The sequence below is a fragment of the Acidovorax sp. KNOB132 genome (assembly GCF_057541515.1).
This window is the reverse complement of record NZ_BAAJYT010000018.1, coordinates 1-17,003: the sequence shown is the minus strand read 5'-3', so window position 1 is coordinate 17,003 and position 17,003 is coordinate 1. Positions and strand designations below refer to the sequence as shown.

11 protein-coding genes are annotated in these 17,003 nt (G+C 65.4%); 4 read left to right on the top strand and 7 right to left on the bottom strand.

Features of this window, described 5'->3' with window-relative positions:
• Nucleotides 1–511: 511 nt before the first annotated feature.
• The gene (locus AC27IO_RS05135; protein ID WP_372588162.1) at nucleotides 512–2,656 is read left to right on the top strand and encodes a TonB-dependent siderophore receptor; all 2,145 of its coding nucleotides are present in this window, start codon (nucleotides 512–514) and stop codon (nucleotides 2,654–2,656) included.
• A 100-nt stretch (nucleotides 2,657–2,756) separates the two neighbouring features.
• Complete coding sequence (locus AC27IO_RS05130; protein ID WP_498737659.1) at nucleotides 2,757–4,577, top strand: RecQ family ATP-dependent DNA helicase; 1,821 nt, start codon at nucleotides 2,757–2,759, stop codon at nucleotides 4,575–4,577.
• Between the two features lie 103 nt (nucleotides 4,578–4,680).
• Here the strand turns inward: AC27IO_RS05130 and AC27IO_RS05125 are convergent, their stop codons facing one another.
• Nucleotides 4,681–5,559, bottom strand: a complete 879-nt coding sequence (locus AC27IO_RS05125) for a restriction endonuclease (RefSeq protein WP_498737677.1) — start codon at nucleotides 5,557–5,559, stop codon at nucleotides 4,681–4,683.
• A gap of 244 nt (nucleotides 5,560–5,803) precedes the next feature.
• Between AC27IO_RS05125 and AC27IO_RS05120 the strand changes: the two genes are divergently transcribed.
• Nucleotides 5,804–8,617 carry a hybrid sensor histidine kinase/response regulator gene (locus AC27IO_RS05120; protein ID WP_498737657.1) on the top strand — a complete coding sequence of 938 codons (2,814 nt, stop codon included), beginning with the start codon at nucleotides 5,804–5,806 and terminating at the stop codon, nucleotides 8,615–8,617.
• A gap of 55 nt (nucleotides 8,618–8,672) precedes the next feature.
• On the opposite strand, the gene AC27IO_RS05115 is transcribed toward AC27IO_RS05120, so the two are convergent.
• Genes AC27IO_RS05115 through AC27IO_RS05105 form a run of 3 tightly spaced genes read right to left on the bottom strand, consistent with a single transcriptional unit; the run spans nucleotide 8,673 to nucleotide 12,714 of the window.
• Nucleotides 8,673–11,036, bottom strand: coding sequence for a xanthine dehydrogenase family protein molybdopterin-binding subunit (locus tag AC27IO_RS05115; protein ID WP_498737655.1), 2,364 nt, complete (start codon nucleotides 11,034–11,036; stop codon nucleotides 8,673–8,675).
• Nucleotides 11,033–12,115, bottom strand: coding sequence for an FAD binding domain-containing protein (locus AC27IO_RS05110; RefSeq protein WP_498737653.1), 1,083 nt, complete (start codon nucleotides 12,113–12,115; stop codon nucleotides 11,033–11,035). Before AC27IO_RS05110 ends, AC27IO_RS05115 begins: the two co-directional genes overlap by 4 nt.
• Complete coding sequence (locus AC27IO_RS05105; protein ID WP_317352875.1) at nucleotides 12,112–12,714, bottom strand: (2Fe-2S)-binding protein; 603 nt, start codon at nucleotides 12,712–12,714, stop codon at nucleotides 12,112–12,114. The genes AC27IO_RS05110 and AC27IO_RS05105 overlap by 4 nt, the downstream gene beginning before the upstream one ends.
• A 295-nt stretch (nucleotides 12,715–13,009) precedes the next feature.
• Here AC27IO_RS05105 and AC27IO_RS05100 point away from each other — a divergent pair, with 295 nt between their 5' ends.
• Nucleotides 13,010–13,693, top strand: a complete 684-nt coding sequence (locus AC27IO_RS05100; protein WP_317352877.1) for an MOSC domain-containing protein — start codon at nucleotides 13,010–13,012, stop codon at nucleotides 13,691–13,693.
• A gap of 39 nt (nucleotides 13,694–13,732) precedes the next feature.
• Here the strand turns inward: AC27IO_RS05100 and AC27IO_RS05095 are convergent, their stop codons facing one another.
• The 3 genes from AC27IO_RS05095 to AC27IO_RS05085 all read right to left on the bottom strand — a co-directional run.
• A complete protein-coding gene (locus tag AC27IO_RS05095) occupies nucleotides 13,733–13,942 on the bottom strand; it encodes an MbtH family protein (protein ID WP_284429821.1) in 210 nt (69 codons plus the stop codon).
• A 19-nt stretch (nucleotides 13,943–13,961) separates the two neighbouring features.
• Entirely contained in the window at nucleotides 13,962–15,284 is a 1,323-nt protein-coding gene (locus tag AC27IO_RS05090) for a glycosyltransferase (protein WP_317352881.1), read from the bottom strand.
• 15 nt (nucleotides 15,285–15,299) lie between these two features.
• On the bottom strand, nucleotides 15,300–17,003 hold a 1,704-nt coding region (locus AC27IO_RS05085; protein WP_498737650.1), incomplete at its 5' end, for an SDR family oxidoreductase.

Below are 17,003 nucleotides of genomic sequence, written 5' to 3'. Positions count from 1 at the left end.
CTCGCCATGAACCATCGCCGCGCCCTCCTTCGCCTGCTCCTGCTTGCCGTGTTCCTGCACACGTGCATCGGGCTGCCCTTGCACGAGGCGGAGCATCTGCAAGCCGCCATGGGCACGCGCCCGGAGACCGCCAGCGCGGAGCAAAACGATGCGCCCCAGCCGGCGAAGCCGGCACACGCGTTGGAGCACGGCCCCTGTGCCGGTTGCCTGGCATTCGCGCAGCCCGCCGCATTGTCAGGCGGCATCGGACTGCCGGTGCCGCAGGCAGGCGCCGGCCCCAAATGCCCACAGCCCACAGCGGCATTTGCCTTCGTGCCGGCACCTGGCCGCTGGCCTTTTGCATCGCGCGATCCCCCTCTTCCCATCGCCTGATGCATGCCGCACCGCAAGGCGGCCGCATCCCAGTTGGATCTTCTCTCTCTCGCCGTGGCGGCTTTGCCGCCGCGGGCGGGTCCGTGCATGCCATCCGGCCACCCTGAATCGTGGCCGGCGATTTTTCTTCAGTACGTTCATGTTCCTTATTGCCTGCCGGGGCGCTCGCGCCCCCTTTCCCCTCACGCTCGCCATGGCGGCCCTGTCGTGCGGCTCTGCCATGGCGCAAACCGCCGACAGTGCGCCCCAGCTGTCCACTGTCGAGATCGTCGGACGAACCGAGTCCGGGGCCTACCATGCCGAAGAAGCCGCGGGCGCCAAGACCGACCTGCCATTGCGGGAGCTGCCGCAATCGGTGCGGATCGTCACCCGCCAGGCCATCGATGACCTGGGCGCCACGCGGCTCGATGACGTGCTCGATTACGTGGGGGGTGTGTCCCGCCAGAACAATTTCGGCGGGCTGTGGGACAACGTGGCCATCCGTGGCCTGCCTGGCAATGAAAACACCGGCATGGCCACGTTGATGAACGGCTTTTCTTCCAACCGGGGCTTCAACGCGCCGCGCGATCTGGCCGGCGTGGAGCGCATCGAATTTCTCAAAGGCCCCGCAGCAGCGCTTTATGGCAGCAGCGAACCCGGCGGCACCCTGAACATCGTCAGCAAGCGGCCCTTGTGGAAAGCAGCCAATGCCGTCGAGGGCTCCGTGGGCAGCCAAGGCCTCAAGCGGGGCGCATTCGACAGCACCGGGCCCATCGGCGAGAACTTCGCCTATCGCCTCAACGTGGCAGCGGAGGACCGCGACAGCTTCCGCGACCATGTGAGTTCCGAACGGCGCGTGGTCGCCCCGGCATTCACCTGGAAGCTGAGCCGCGACACGTCGCTGGAATACGCCGGGGAGTTTCTGCGCCATGCCACGCCTTTGGACCGAGGCGTCGTGGCCGTGGGCAATCGGTTGGGCACCATCCCGCGCAGCCGATTCCTGGGCGAGCCGGGCGATGGCGATGTGACGGTGGAGAACCAGACCCATCAGTTCATCCTGTCGCACGAATGGAGCCCGCAATGGCGCAGCCGCTTGGGCTTGTCGTACCGCGAGACCTCCATCCAGGGCTTCTCCACCGAAGCCAGCGCACTGCAGTCCAGCGGCTTGCTCACCCGCCAGCGCCGCTTTCGGGACTTCGCCTCGGACGACATCGCATTGCAGGCCGAACTGCAGGGGAACGTCAAGGCCGGCGGCATGGAACACGAGCTGCTGTTCGGCGTGGAAAGCTTCAAGTTCCACCTGGACACGCTGATGCTGCGCGCCAACCCCACGGCGGCCTCGCCCTATGCGATCGACATCCAGGCCCCTGTCTATGGACAGTCCCAGCCCACGCCATTGCCCAACACGGACACCCTGGAGCGCCAGCGCAACACCGCGCTTTATTTTCAGGATGCCATCAAGCTGTCGCCGACGTGGCGCCTGGTGGGCGGGGTACGCGTGGACCAGTACCGGCAGTCGCTGGAAAACCGGCGCAATGGCACCACGGTCCGCCAGGAGCCTTCATCCACCTCGCCGCGCGTTGGCCTGAGCTGGCTGCCATCCTCGCAATGGACGGTGTACGCAAACGCGGGGCGCTCGTTCCGCCCGAACGTGGGGTCCGACAGTGCTTCGCAGCCCTTCGATCCGGAAACCGGGCGTTCCCTGGAAGTCGGCGCAAAGTGGGAGAGCGCCGACCAGCGCATGGGTGCCACGGCCGCCCTGTTCGACATCCGCAAACGCAATGTACTGACCTCCGACCCGCTCAATTCGAGCTATTCCGTGGCCGCAGGCGAAGTGCGCAGCCGGGGCCTGGAGCTGGATTTCGCAGGCCAGGTGACGGCCCGCTGGCGGGTCAATGCCAGCCTGGTTCTGAACGACGTGGAAATCACCCGTGACAACACCCTGGAGGTCGGGGGGCGGCTGCTCAACGTGCCCAAGGTCAATGGCAGCGTGCTGGCGGTGTACGAGAACGCCTTCGACAATGGGCAACGCTATGGCATCGGGGGCGGCGTCACGCACGTCGGCCGCCGCCTGGGCCAGGCCCGTACCCAGGCCGAGGCCAATGCGGGATCGGCGGCCTTCGATCTGCCCAGCTACCGCACAGCCAAACTGGTCGCCTACTGGCGCATCACCCCGGCCGTGCGGCTGACCCTGGACGTGGACAATGTTTTCGACACCACGTACTACACCAGTTCGTACAGCCGCCTCTGGGTTGCACCGGGCACGGCGCGCGCGGTGACGCTGGGCGTGCAGGCACGCTTCTGACGCACCGGGCAGAGGGGTGGAGGGCAGAGACAGCGGATGACATTCGGCGTGAGCAACGTCTGACGCGGGGGAGATGCGGCCCCCGCCAGCATGGCAGCCTATGCCTGTCATCCCGCCACAGCCCACACCCGCCTCTCCCAAACGTGCCCGCCAGCCGCGAGCACCCCGCACGCCGTCAGCGGCCCGAATCCAGTCGGTGCTGAAGAAGACGTTCGGTTTGCGCGCATTGCGGGCGGGCCAGCGCGAGGTGATCGACCGAGTGCTGCAGTCCGAAAACACGTTGGCTGTGATGCCGACCGGGGCGGGCAAGTCGCTTTGCTACCAATTGCCTGCCCTGATGATTGAAGGCAGGACGGTGGTGGTGTCACCGCTCATCGCGCTCATGCGCGACCAGTGCGACTCGCTGCGCGAGCGGGGTGTTCCTGCCGTGCAGTTGCACAGCGGACTCACACCGCAGGAAACGCGCGAGGCAGAGCAAGCCATTGCCGACGGTAGCGCACGCATCGTGCTGACCACCCCGGAGCGGCTCGCCGATGCAGAATTTCTGGCCCTGGTCGCCTCCAGCGGACCGATCGGCCTGCTCGCGGTGGACGAAGCCCACTGCATCTCCCAATGGGGCCATGATTTTCGGCCGGCCTTTCTCGAAATCGCCGGTGCGGTGGCACGGCTGGGCCGCCCGACCGTGCTGGCGCTGACCGCTACGGCGGCCGGGCCGGTGGCGGCGGACATTCGCAAGCAACTGGGCATTCCTGCGGCGGGCGTCGTCGACACGGGGACCTACCGGCCGAACCTCCGCTACCGCGCCGAGGCGCTGGCCAACGAAGCCGACAAACGGGCCCGCCTCATCGATATCGTGAAAGCGGCCGAGGGTTCCGGGCTGGTCTATGCCGCCACGGTGAAAGCAGCGCAGGAGGTTCATGCAGCACTGCGCGCTGCGGATGTGGCGGCCGGCCTCTACCACGGGCGCATGCCAGCCGCAGAGCGCAGTGAAGCCCAGGATGCGTTCATGCACGGAAAGGCCCGCGTGATGGTCGCCACCAATGCGTTCGGACTGGGCATCGACAAGCAGGATGTGCGCTTTGTCGTGCACTACCAGATGCCGGGCGGCCTCGATGCGTACTACCAGGAATCAGGGCGTGCGGGGCGCGATGGCGATCCAGCAGACTGCACGCTGCTGTTTCTCCGCAAGGACAAAGCGGTTCAGCAGTTCTTTCTGGCAGGCCGCTACCCCAGCGCGGACGACATCGACGCGCTGTACCAGGCGTTGCGCGATCCCGCGCCGCAAGACCCGGGCTTCTGGACGCTCGACAGCCTGCAGGCGCGCCTGGACCGGCCCCGCAGCAAGCTCCAGGTGGGGCTGGGCCTGCTGCAGCAGCACAAGATGGTCTCGAAAGCACGCAGCGGCGCACTCACCCTGCGCAAGACGGAACTGGAGCCCGCGTCGGTGCGTGCGCTTCTGCAGGCCTATGCCGACAAGCGGGAGCAAGACCAGCAGGCGCTGGAGCGCATGGTGTTCTATGCGCAGACGGGTCGCTGTCGTTGGCAGGTGCTGCTCGAGTATTTCGATCCATCGAACGAACCGCAGCGTTGTGGCACCTGCGACAACTGCATTCGCATGGCCGAGCTGGCCCGACAGACGTTGGTCGAGCGGGCTGCCGACACGGTGCGGAAACTGGTGGCGAGCGACCTGGGCGAAATGGGAGAACCGGTCATCGCATCGGCAGCCCAAGCCCGTCATGATGCCCAGGTGCTCGAACTGGGGGCAACCGTTCGCGTCAAACGGTATGGCCAGGGCACCGTGGCGGCCATCGACGCGATTTCCGTCACGGTGGATTTTGCCGACGGGACCCAACGCTGTTTTCAGCCGGACTTCGTGCAGCGGTTTGTTCCCCGGGGCACCCGGGCCAAACCGCTGTCTTGAGCCGGGCTCACAGACCGGAGTGGGTTGGCTGAACGGGGCCTGCCGGTCACGCTGTCGCTGGGCGCCCAAACCCTGCAAGGTCTGCGCACCGTGCAAAGCCCTTTCAGCCGTTGCGCGTTTCCCGGCAGGAAGGGTAATCAGAGCAACCCCAGAAAGATTGACCGGCCAGCACGCCTCGCTTGGCTGTGCGCCGCACCATTCGGCTGCCGCATTGAGGGCAGGACACTTCGGACCGCACTGCCGCGGTTTCCTGAGGTGAGGAAGGCACCGACACCTTGGACGCGGTTTGCGGGGCCTGGCTGCGATCCGCAGTGGTTTCGCGAATGAGTTGCAGCAGTGCTGCACCATCGATCAGGCGGATGTTGCGCCCGCTGGCGAACGCCGTGGCGTCTTGCGTGAAGCGCCCTGAGGTCACCACGAAGCCGGCGGACGCCCCGTGGGCGGCCATCACGCCGTACAACTCGCGGACTACCTGGACGCCGACCTGGAAGGCTTTCCAATGCTTGCACTGGACGAGGGACATCTCCCCTGCCTTGGTGAGGACCAGATCCACCCCGCCATCCGCGCCCTCTTGCGCCCGCTCCTGCACCGCGTAGCCGCGTCGCCGGAACCCCTCACCCACGAGCTTTTCGAAAGCCTGCCAGGACATGCCTTGCAAGGCCTGTGCGCTGGAGCTGGCGGACCCGCAGTCGTCCAGCAACTGGCGCCGCTCCCGACGCCTCACGGCGGAAAGCACCGCGCCCGTAAGGCACAGAAGCGGCAGCACGAATTGCCCGGCATAAGCCAGACTGCGCCAGAGCGCGCCGGTGATCACCTGTCCCATCTCGTGCGGCGTTCTCATCGCTGGCATGGGCTGGGATGCCAACATGTGCAGCCCCCAATAAATCATGGCCGCCAGGCCAAGTCCGATCCACCATGGAAGCCGTGCCACCCAATCCATGAAATCGTCTGCGGCACTTTGTTTTTGACGTCTTCTTGCCATTTCTCCCCTCCTGCATTCCGCCAAGCGGATCAATCGAACATTTTGCAACAAATCTCCGGTCAGAGGCCAGGGGGCCAGGAAATTTGCGGAACAGAGGAGGGAAGGAATCTGCCCGGGCGGAGATAACATGCTGTCGCCTTCATCCCTGCCCTTCACCCAGGCCACGCCGCAAAACGGTCATGCTTGCGCCTGCCCATTGCGCCACACCCGCCCGTCTCAGTGGACACAACGCCTTTCGAAACCCGTGCGCACCGTTCCCTTGAAAACCCAACTGCTGCTGGTGGCTGTGGCGGCGATCCTGCCGCTGGCGATCGTGTGCGGCATCTCCCTGTCCGCCCTTTTCGAAAGCCAGCGTGCGCAAAACGAGGCGTCGAGCCTGGGTGTCGCACGCGCGCTGTCCACGGCAGTGGAGGGAGAGCTGCGACTGACGATGTCCGCCTTGCAAACGCTGGCTCTGGCAGATCCGTTGGGCACGGCGGACGGCGAGGGCAGAGCGCAGGCCCTCGCACTCAGCCGGGCGGTGCGCGCCTCCCATCCGGAGTGGCGCGGCTTGCTGCTGGCGGACCCTTCCGGGCGCGTGGTGTTTTCCACTGAAACCGACCGCCCCAATAGCGCGAACGTGGTGGAGCGATCCAGCTTTGACGCAACCGTCCAGACCCGACGACCCGTCGCCGGGTCCATGGCGCGTGGTGCCGGGGGCAATCTGGCCTTTCCGGTCCGCGTTCCGGTGATACGGGATGGCGTGGTGAAATATGTGTTGACAGCCATCATTCGACCGGAGGCCATTGCCGCCGTGCTGCGTGCGCAGCGCGTTCCCGAAGGGTGGTACGTGTCCGTCTTCGATGCCAATCTGGCTCGCATCGCCCGCACGGTGGACGACGAAAAATGGCGGGGTTCCGGCCCCAGTGAATCGCTCAAGCCCCTTTTCCAGGCACTGGGCTCCGACAAGCAAGAACTCCTGGGCACCAGCACCAATGTCGATGGTGTGCTTGCGAAGACTGTGCTCGCGCGGCTCGGCGAAGGGGGCTGGACGCTCGTCCTGGGCACATCGCTGTCGAAGGCAGAAAGCTCCTGGTGGCGCACCGCCGGGGCCTACGTGCTGGGTCTTCTGGCATCACTGGTTCTCGGGGGGACGGGTGCCTGGTGGATGTCGAAGTCCATCACAATGCCCATGCGCAGCCTGCGAGACGACGCCGATGCCCTGGGCCGGGGCGAATTGCGGCCATCCGGCATGTCGCGCATCACGGAAATCGACGCCGTGGCACGGGCGCTCGAATCGGCCGCCGTGCAGCGCGCCGGCAGTGAGGCAGAGCGGGAAGAGTTGCTGCAGCTTGAAAGCCATGCACGGTCCGCAGCCCAGGCGGCCGAACAGCGGCTGGGGTTGCTGGTCAATGCCAGTGCCGTACTTTCCGGATCACTGGAGGAGTCGGATACGCTTGAAGCGATTGCCCGCCTGGTGGTGCCTGCCATCGGCGATGCCTGCCGGATCGATCTGCTGGATGAGCAAGGGGTCTTGCTTCCAAGGCTGAGCCACTCCAAATGGGCGGAGCACAGCGGCAGGCTTGCCGAACAGGACCACGTGCTGGTCCATCCCACGGAAACGCCGCAGGTGCTGATCACCGCCCTCAAGACCGGCAAGCCCCGCCTGTATCCGTCCGGCCAGACCGGCGAAGTCGAGGGCCAGATCAAAGACATTTCAGCGCTTGTGCCGGAACTCGAAGCCGGCGCGGCCTGCGTCGTTCCACTCATTGCGCGGGGACGCACCATCGGCACCATGGCGGTGCTCCAGGCCGGTCCTAACCGCATCTTTGAAGCGGAAGACAGCGCACTGATCGGCGAACTTGCGCAACGCGCAGCCTTGGCGCTGGACAATGCGCTGCTCTTGTCGGAGGCACGGAAGGCGCAGCGCGAAGCCGAGTCGGCCAACCGCGCGAAAGATGAATTCCTGGCCATGCTGGGCCATGAACTCCGCAACCCTCTGGCGCCTATCGTGCTGGCCCTGCAGTTGATCGCCCGCCGCGATCCCACAGCATTTTCCCGGGAACGTGAAATCATCGACCGGCAGGTCAAGCACCTGTCGCGCCTGGTGGACGACCTGCTCGACATCTCGAGAATCGTGTCGGGAAAGATCACCCTGTCGCTGGGACCCGTGGATCTCCGAGAGGTGACGGAGCGTGCGCTGGAGCTGACGATGCCCGCCTTGCAGGCGCGCAGCTCCACGCCCCAGTTGAGCATGCCGACGACGCCTGTCCTCGTGCAGGGCGAATTGCTTCGGCTCGTTCAGATCGTCTGCAACCTGCTCAACAACGCCGCGAAATTCAGCCCACCGGACACACCCATCCGGATGGAACTCGCCAGCGAGGCGGGCTGGGCAGTGCTCCGCGTCAGCGATGAGGGCGTGGGCATCCCTGCCCACCTGCTCCACCACGTATTCGAGCGGTTCGTGCAGGGTGAGCAGGCCTTGGAGCGCGCGTCCGGGGGGCTCGGCCTGGGACTGGCCATCGCCCGCAGCTTGACGGGCCTGCACTCCGGCACCATCAAGGCGCACAGCGACGGACCGGGCAAAGGAAGCACTTTCACGCTGCGGTTGCCCTTGCTCGGCCAACCACAGGCCACCGATGACCCGCGAGGAGATACGGGATCGGAGGCCTTGCCTGCATTGCGACTGCTTTTGGTCGATGACAATACCGATGCCGCCGACCTTTTGGCGGAGTGGCTGGTAATGGAAGGCCATCGGGTACGGGCCACCTACAGTGCCGCCGGCGGCCTCGCCCAGTTGGCCGAAGCACGGTTTGACGCGGCCATCTTCGACATCGGCCTGCCCGAGATCAGCGGGTACGAACTGGCGCGCCGCGTTCGCTCTCAGCCAGACACCCGGCACCTTCCTTTGATTGCATTGACAGGCTACGGAAGCGATGCCGACCGGCTGCTCGCGCTGGAGGCAGGTTTCGACGACCATTTCTCCAAGCCGGTGGACATGGGCAGATTGCTGGAGCGCCTGAGGGCGCTGCTGGCCGACCGCCACCAAAAGGACGCAGCATGGCATCCACGCCCATGAATCAGGACTGACGACCCGCCACGACCCGGTCGCATGCGGCGGCGGCCCTGGCCGTCTACAGGGACACAGCGTCCTCCGCGGAAGACGGCACGGCCGGTGGTGCAGGGAGCATCACCTTGTCAGGCGTCATGGGGGTGGAGCGAACGCGCCGGCCAGTGGCATGGAAGATGGCATTGCACACGGCCGCCGCCACACCCACGATGCCGATCTCGCCCACCCCCTTGGCGCCCAGGCGGCTGACGATCCGGTCATCCTCCTGCACAAAAATCACGTCGATCGGCGGAATGTCGGCGTTGGTGGCAATGTGGTATTCCGCATAGTTGTGGTTCATGAACCGGCCCAGGGCATGGTCGGTCTGCGTCTCTTCATGCAATGCTTGGCTGATACCCCAGACCACGCCCCCGGTGATCTGGCTGTGGGCCGTTTTGGCATTGAGAATGCGCCCCGCAGCGATGGCACTGACCACCCGCGTGACACGAACCGTTCCCAGAGCCTCGTCTACCCGCACTTCGCAGAACACGGCGGAGTGGGTGGCCCTGACGAACTTCTTTTGCCGGAGCACGTTGGGAAGCATGAGGTGCCGCACCTCGATCATCGAGCGCCCTTGCGACGCCAGGATGTCGGCGAACGTGACACCCAAGTCGTGCGGTGGGGCGTCCCGGCGACGCATGCGACCCTCCTTGAATTCCACCTCCTGGAGCAGCACCTTGCCGAAGCCCATGCTCCGACTGCGCCTTGCCAGCGCCCAGAGCAACCGTTGCAGCTTCTCACATGCACCCTCCACCGCGGCACCGACCGTCGCTACATGCGACGAGCCGCCTTCCACAGGGGCCAACGGCAGGTTCGAGTCGCCCAGAGCGAAGGTTACCTGTTCCAGTGGCAATCCCATCGCTTCGGCGGCGATCATGGCCATGACCGTGTAGGTGCCGGTACCGATGTCGGAGGCCGCACTGCTCACGACCAATCGCCCATCGGCATGCATCACCGCGCGAACGCGCGCGAACATCTGCATGGCATCCCAGGTGCCCGTGGCCATGCCCCAACCGATCAGCTCCCGCCCCTGCTGCATGGAACGTGGCTCCAGCGGGCGCTGCGCCCAACCGAACCGCTCCGCACCTTGCTGGTAGCACGCATGCAGCTCCTTGGTAGAAAAGGGCAACCCCTTGGAGGCATCGCGATCGGCGTAGTTCTTGAGCCGCAAGATCAGCGGATCCATGCGCAGCTGATAGGCCAATTCGTCCATGGCCACTTCCAGCGCGTGCACGCCATGGGCGGCACCCGGTGCGCGCATATCGAGGGGGCTGTACTGGTCGAGAGGGACCAATCGGTAGCCGAGGCTGACGTTGTCGCACTGGTAGAGCTGGCCGGACCAGTTCACCACCACTTCCACGTAGTCTTCCAGGCGCGAAGTCTCGGCCACAGCTTCGTGCATGACAGCCTTCAGAGATCCATCGTGGTCCGCGGCCAGCCTGACGCGCTGCCATGTCTCGGGCCGGTGCCCGAACGTGAACATCTGCTGGCGCGTGAGCACCACCCGCACCGAACGCTGCAGGTGCAATGCAGCCATCACCGCCAGGATGAGCTGGTACTGCGGCCGCAGGCCCGACCCGAATGCGCCGCCAACGAAGGGATTGCGAACGGTCACCTCTTCCTGCGAAAGACCGAACACGCGCGACACCACCCACCGGCTGTTTTGCGGGCTCTGGGTCTTGTCATAGATGGTGAGATGGCCATCGGCACTGCGCAGTACGGTGGAGGCATGCATCTCCATCGGATTGTGGTGCTCCACGCCGCTGTAGTACTGGGCATCGATCCTGACCGGCGCCGCGCCGAACGCTCGGGGGGCATTCCCCCGGGGCTTGGGTGGCGGTGAGTAGCCAGCCTTGAGCCGGCTCGGTTCCCGCGCATGGCGCAAGTTGTGCACCAGATGGGTCTCGTGTTTTTCAACCTCGTAATCCAGCTCCACCAAGGCAGCTGCACAGCGCGCCGCCTCGAACGACGTGGCAACCACCAGCGCGACCGGCTGGCCGCTGTAGTGGATGCGCGCGTCGTGCAGGGGCTTGAACGGCGAGCCCCCAGGGGAAGTCATGTCCTTGTAGAAAAGATCGAGCGACCGAACCGCGGGGCGGTTCATGTGTGTGATGACATCGAGCACGCCCGGCACTGCACGCGCTCGATCCGTCCGCAGATTCAGAATCAGCCCTTTTGCCACGGTGCTGTTGACAACCACTCCATAAATCAGGTCATCGCTGGCATGCTCCGCAGCGTAGCGCGCCTGGCCCATGACCTTGAGGCGGCCATCGATGCGGGAGACGGGCGCACCCGTCTTCACCAGCCCGGTGCCAGGCTCCGCCATGGGCTGCTGGGAGAGGGCCTGCCCGGCGCCGGGGTCTGTCTGGAAATCATCGTGGGTGCTCATGGTTGAAATTCCTGTACAGGTCCGGTACCCAGCTCTCCGGTGTTGGTCAGTTCGCCATCGCGCGCCATCTCGAGCGCACGCACGATGGCACGCCGGGCCAGAACGATCTTGAAACGGTTGTCACCGGGTCCACCCGGGGCACCGTGGCCGCAGGCATCCCGCAAGAGCAACTGCGCCGCCGCATGGAAGGCCGCAGCTTCCGGCGGCTGCCCCTCCAGAATCTGTTCCGCTTCGGCGTCGCGCCAGGGCTTGTGGGCCACGCCGCCCAACGCAATGCGAGGGCTTCGCATCAGCCCGGCAGCGTCCAGCTCGAACGCCGCAGCCACCGACACCAGGGCGAAGGCATAGGAGGCCCTGTCACGCAGCTTCAGATAGGTGCTGTGCTGCTGCAGCCCGTTGGCCGGCAGTTCGATGTGCACGATGAGTTCATCGCCCGACAGCGTGTTGTCGCGCTGCGGCGCGTTGCCTGGCAATCGATGGAAATCGGCGAACGCGATGGTTCGCTGCCCGTTCGGCGATTGCACATGCACCACCGCATTGAGCGCGGCAAGCGCCACGCACATGTCCGACGGATGCGTGGCCACGCAATGGTCGCTGGTCCCCAGGATGGCCAGTTGCCGGGCCAGCCCTTCACGCGCGGGACAACCCGTGCCCGGCTCACGTTTGTTGCAGGGTGTTCCCGTGTCGTAGAAGTAGTGGCACCGCGTGCGCTGCAACAGGTTGCCCCCATTGGTCGCCATGTTGCGAATCTGCGGCGATGCGCCTGTCAGGATGGCCGCCGACAGCAACGGATAGCGTTCGCGCACCAAGGGATGGCGCGCAGTGGCCGCATTCCGTGCCATGGCTCCAAGGCGCACGCCTCCATCGGGCAGGGCCTCGATGGAGGCCAGCGGCAGGCGGCTGACATCGATCAGCCACTGTGGGCGCACGACGTCTTCCTTCATCAGGTCGATCAGGTTGGTTCCCCCCGCGAGAAACTTGGCCTGCGGTGCGGTCTCGCCAGTGTCTGGCGCTTGGCCGCGCAGTGCAGACAGGGCGGCATCGGCAGTGGTGACGGCTTCGTACCCGAATGCCCTCATGCCTGGCTCCCCTGCACCTTGAAGGGGCCGGGCGATGAATAACACATGGCATCGACCCGGATGCCAGCCACCTGAGCGACCGCCTGCACGATCTGCGGATAGGCCCCGCAACGGCAGAGGTTACCGCTCATGCGCTCCCGAACCTCCTCAGCCGTGTGCACTCCCCCTTCGTTCAGCAGACCCACCGCGGAGCACAACTGCCCTGGTGTGCAATAGCCGCACTGGAATGCGTCATGGTCGATGAAGGCCTGCTGCAAGGGATGCAGTCCGGTGTCTGTGAGCCCTTCTCCGGACAGGGCGGGCAGCCCCTCCACCGTGGTGATGTCCACCCCATCCTGCATGACCGCGAGCGTGAGGCACGCGTTGATGCGCTTCCCATCAGCCAGCACGGTACAAGCGCCGCACTGGCCATGATCGCAGCCTTTCTTGGTTCCCGTTAGCCCCAGCCGATCGCGCAGCAGGTCAAGCAGCGTGACCCAACTGGGAACTTCGACATGGTGGTCATGGCCATTCACGCGCAGTCGCACGGAGTGGGCAGAAGCAAGGCGGTCGCCGCAGCTCTCATTGCGAGCTGCTGACAAAGGTTGGCTGGATTGCATGGCGCTTCTTTCACGGCCTGGTGGGCGAGCCAGTTTGCTCGGCAGGCCGCAGCCGGGTTGTAGGAATTGCGCCTGCATCCGCCGTCGCATGGAAATTTCTGTCAAGCTGTGGAACAAAGCTCTGCCCACACGCCGTTCCCGCCCCTTGCCGCCTCCCCAGATGCCAGCCGCTGCCCCTGCGAGTGCCCTCACTTTGCAGTTTCCCCTATCCATGCCCTGGCGGGCCGTGGGCACACTGCAAGGTCTGTGCTTGCACAGTCAGGCCGCTCCAGGCCCCCAGTTGGTATCGGAGGCCATGGCCATGGCCGATCAGGGATTGCTTGGCGACCGGTATGCCAATCGGCTTTCGCCACGCCAGGTTTTGCTGGCGGGGATAGATGCGTATCGCGACCTCCAACTGCCACCTTCCACGCTGCGCGAAAACCTGCTCATCGATGGCCCCACGGCAAGCCTGCCCTCCGGGTCGCTGTTGAGAATCGGCCCGGAGGTGGTGCTCTGGATCACCTTCCAATGCGAGCCCTGCGCCCGCCTGGAGCAATGCCGGCCGGGCGTCGTCAAAGCGTTGAAGGGACGTCGCGGCACACTGGCGCGGGTGCTGCAAGGCGGCATGCTGCGGGTGGGCCATGCCATTTGCCAAGGACCTGCGCCGATTCCCCCTCTGAGCGACGATTGGAAGGATCGCATCGTCGACATCGTGCGGCGGATACCGGCTGGCAAGCGCGTCGGGTATGGGCAGTTGGCCGAACTCGCTGGCGTCGCCAAGGGGTACTGCCGGGCATTCCCACGAGTGTTGAGCCAGTGGTGTCCTGACATGGCAGAGCGTGCGCAAGCAGGCATGGTGACGCATGCACAAGAGCGCTGGGAGGGCACCGAACTCTTTGATGTGCATGCCCTCCTGGCTGCGCAGGCCGCGCGCCACGGAATGGGCGTCCAGACCGTCGCATGGGCCGCACAAGGGTTCCCGGAAAAAACGCGTTGAATCCCGAAGGAAATTTCGCGGCGGCCGATGGCACGGCGATCAACCGCCCATTGCGACGACCAGTGAACGGGGCCGCATGTCCCTCCAGTGCGTTTCGATGTACGAACGGCACGCTGCTCTGTCGGATGCAGGCAAGGCCACCTCCCAGCCAGCGGGCACATCGAGAAACGCGGGCCACAGTGAGTGCTGGCCTTCGGGATTGGTCAGCACCAGGAAACGGCCGTTCTCGTCGTCGAATGGATTGCTCATGTCAGGTCTCCTTGGAAAATCATGCAAATTCCGCGATGGCGGGGGCTCTTTCATGCAACGTCACCAGGGCCGATGCGATCTCGGTCAGCGCGTGGTGGCGTGCGAAATCCAGTCGCAGCGCTTGGGCGCGCTGCCGGTAGGAAGGGTCGTCCAGCAGTTTGCGCACCGCATCGCCGATTTGACGCGCGCTGGGCTGCCCGGTGGCCAGGTTGATGCCGGCGCCCGACCAGGCGACTCGCGCGGCGATTTCCGGCTTCTCCTCGGTCGCGCCCGCCACGGCCAGCGGCACGCCCAGACTGAGCGCATGGTTGACCGAGCCATATCCACCATTGGTGACCATGGCGTGCACCTTGGGCAACAGCCGGTCATATGGCAAAAATGGCACCACACGGGCGTTGGCGGGCAGCATCGCGGCGCTGAGGCCTGGGGGCACTGGTCCGCCCGTGGTCGCAATCACCTGGATGTCATCGAACCTGGCCAGCGCCTGCACGGTGGGCCCGATCAACTGCGCAGGGTTCTGATTGGCCAGCGTGCCCTGCGTGACCAACACGACGGACCGGCCGTCATCCAGTTCGGGCCACCAGCCAGGTGGGTTGAAGTCGGCACGTGACGGTGCCAGCAGCGGCCCCACGAACCGGACGGAGCCAGGCAGGTCGCTGCGTGGATACTCGAAAGATGCCGACGTCAGTTGGAGGTACCGATCCGGCAGCGTCACCATCGCATCGATGAAAAAATGGGGCAGTGCCGGCGCTCCCAAGCGCGCCAGTTCACCATTGAAATGGCGTTGCACATCGCCGAACATCACCTGCTGAAGATTGCGGTTCATGGCTTGGTTGCGAGTGCGACCTTCGGCCGTGGACGAAGGCGGCAGCGCCGTGCCAAAAAAGGCAGTGTCCCGGCTGGACAGCGCCAGCGCCGAAATGCCGATGGCGACGATGACGGGCCGCTCCTCCCGCGGTCCCAGCAGCATCGGGAACGTGCCGCAAAACATCGTGTCCACCAAAATGGCATCGGCATCGAAATGCGCCAGGATGCGCCGCAACCCCGCCAGTTGCGGCGCCATCGCGTCGGCAAAGAAGTGCTTCAGTCCAAAGCACAGCTGCGCATGGGCGGAAGGCTGTTGCAGACGTTGCGGAAACCGCCGGTCCAGCTCCTGGTGCTCGAAGTCAATCGACGGATCGAACGCGGTGAAGGACGCGCCCGTGGCCAGGGCCTGTTCCTTGAAGTGGCTGGCAGTTTGCACCCGCACCTGGTGTCCCTGACGCACCAGATGCTGGGCGATGGCCAGCATGGGCAACACATGTCCCGGCAGGGCGGTTGCTGCAATGAGATAACGTGCCATGGTTTCCTCCTTCGTTCAAGAAATGCTGGTTTCCAGGGCACGGTGTGCCTTGGCATCGATACCCAGATCGACGAAATAGCGGTGCAGCAGATCACGATCCACCGGCCGGATTGCCGCACCGATGGATTCAAGTTGCGCGTGGGTTGCCGCGCCGCACACCTTCGGTGGCGTGGCCGATGCGTCATAGCGGTCCAGGATGGCCAGCACGGCAGCCAAATCGCGGTCCTGCCCCTCGGCCAGCCGCACGTGGGCACGCCGCAGCCAGGACTCCAGCGCCACCGGTTCCAGATGCAGCCCGAGACGCTCGAACACCGGAGGAATGTCCCGCACCCGCAGCGGCGCCGGACTCACCAGGTGGTACACCTGCCCCCAAGAAGATGCCCGGGCAGCCAGGCCCAGGATGGCCCGCGCCACATCGTCCACCGGGGTCATGTTCAGAGGCAAGTCCATGTCGGGGATGGACTGCAGGTCCGCATACAGGTGTGCCACCCGCCAGATCAGGTCAGCGGCATTGCAAATCGCGTGATCGTGGTCACCGGTCACGGCACCGAGCCGATAGATGGCCACCGGCATTCCCCGCGCCTGCGCTTCCCGGGCCAACGCGTCGGCGACCCACTTGCTCTGGCTGTAGCCGTCCACCAGGCCGTTCCAGGAAGGCAGCGCCGAACGCTCCGTGACCGTGCCACCGTCCTCGTTCTGGCCAATCACGGCCAGCGTCGAGACGTAATGCAGGGTCTTGGGCCGCCCTTGCGATGTCCATTCGAGCAATGTGACCACGCTGTCCACATTGGGGCCCTTCAGGCTGGCGTACGGATGCAGAAAATCCACCTGCGCGGCGCAGTGGTAGATGGAGTCGCAGCCGTCGCGGACCCGTTGCACGGCGGCTTCATCCAGCCCCAACTGCGGTGCACCCAGATCGCCCGTGACCACCTGGATTCGCGCATCGTCCCATATCGCGCCAAGCTGCCGCTCTGCCATGGCGCGTTGCAGGCGCTGCCGCCCCTGCGCCTCGTCGGCAGCCCGCACGTGGCAGACCACGCAAGCCGAGGTGTCGCGCAACAGCGCAGCCAGCAGATGGCTTCCGACGAATCCGCTGGCCCCGGTGAGAAAGACACGCGCCGGCGTCAGACTGGGCGCCTCGGGCTGTCCCTGGATGTGCTCTGGCAAATGGATCTCGCGCGCCAGATCCAGGGAGACTCCATCGTCGCCAGCCTGGTCCATCCACTGGGCCAATTGTGCGATCGACGGGCGGTTGTAAACCTCCGCATGAGGAAAGTCAGGGTGGATCTGGTCCCGGATCCGCATGCCCAACTGGATTGCCATCAGCGAATGGCCACCGATTTCGAAAAAGTTGTCGTGAATGCCCACTCGCGGCAAATGCAGGATGTCAGCCCACAACGCGGCCAAAGCGAGTTCCGTGTCGGTGCGCGGCGCGGCGTAAGGCTGGTCGCCCGGCGCCTGCGGCTCGGGCAGCGCCTTACGGTCCAGCTTTCCACTCGGGCTCCGCGGCAGTGCCGGTAATTGAACGAACGCCGATGGCACCATGTACTCGGGCAGCGACAGCGCCAGATGGCTGCGCAGTTCCCCTGACGCAGGTTCGCCCTCACCGTGGACACCACGTACGCCACCACGCCGCTTTTCCCCTGCCACGTCCTCGCGGGCTATCACCGCCGCCTGCGCACCTGAGGTGCTGCAGCAAGCCGATTCGATCTCTCCCGG